Annotated in this window: 2 protein-coding genes; both read left to right on the top strand. The window is 47.2% G+C overall.

The window, feature by feature from the left end; translation table 11 throughout:
• Positions 1-612 (top strand): thymidylate synthase (gene thyA / locus A3757_RS02230; RefSeq protein WP_068739100.1); only part of this gene is annotated, 612 nt, incomplete at its 5' end.
• 24 nt (positions 613-636) lie between these two features.
• Positions 637-975: dihydrofolate reductase (locus A3757_RS02225; RefSeq protein ID WP_068739098.1), on the top strand; the 339-nt coding region annotated here is incomplete at its 3' end.

Below are 975 nucleotides of genomic sequence, written 5' to 3'. Positions count from 1 at the left end.
ACCTGGAATGCTAATGCCAATGAGAATGAAGCCTGGTTGAATAATCCGCATCGTAAAGGTGAGGATGATATGGGGCGAGTATACGGCGTTCAGGGCCGGGCGTGGCAAAAGCCGGATGGCACGCCATTAGACCAGCTTAAAAAGATCGTCGATAACCTTTCGAAAGGGGTCGATGACCGCGGAGAAATTCTAAGCTTCTATAACCCGGGCGAGTTCGAAATGGGTTGTCTGCGCCCTTGCATGCATACGCACACATTTTCTTTGCTAGGGGATACACTGTATTTGACTAGTTATCAGCGTTCTTGTGATGTGCCGCTGGGGCTGAATTTCAATCAGGTTCAGGTCTATGTTCTGCTTGCTCTAATGGCACAGATCACGGGGCATAAAGCCGGTAAGGCTTACCACAAAATAGTCAATGCTCATATCTACGAGAACCAGTTAGAATTGATGCGAGATGTGCAGCTAAAGCGTGAGCCTTTCGCTTCTCCGAGACTAAATATCAACCCTGATATCAAGTCACTCGAAGACCTTGAAACCTGGGTGACGACCGCTGACTTTGAAGTCGTCGGCTATGAGTCGCATGACAGTATCCAGTACCCTTTTTCAGTTTAAATATATATCGAGTAGGAAGAAACAATGAAGCGCTCCATGATCGTCGCGATGGCAGAAAACCGAGTTATCGGCATTAACAACAAGCTGCCTTGGTATTTGCCCAATGATCTTAAGTACTTTAAACAAGTGACGATGGGCAAGCCGATTCTAATGGGGCGTAAAACCTATGAGTCGATTGGTAAGCCGCTTCCAGGTCGATGCAATATCGTTATAACGCGAAATGAAAGCTGGTCGGCTGAAGGCGTGAAAGTCGTGCACTCTCTTGAGCAGGCTTTTGATTTAGGAGAGTCGGTTTGTGATATTGACGGTCAGTCGGAAGTGATGATCATTGGTGGTGACCAGATCTATCAAACGAGTCTGCCG

This window comes from Oleiphilus sp. HI0117, from assembly GCF_001635235.1.
Note: the sequence above shows the minus strand (reverse complement) of the source record. Positions and strands in the feature narration are given on the sequence as shown.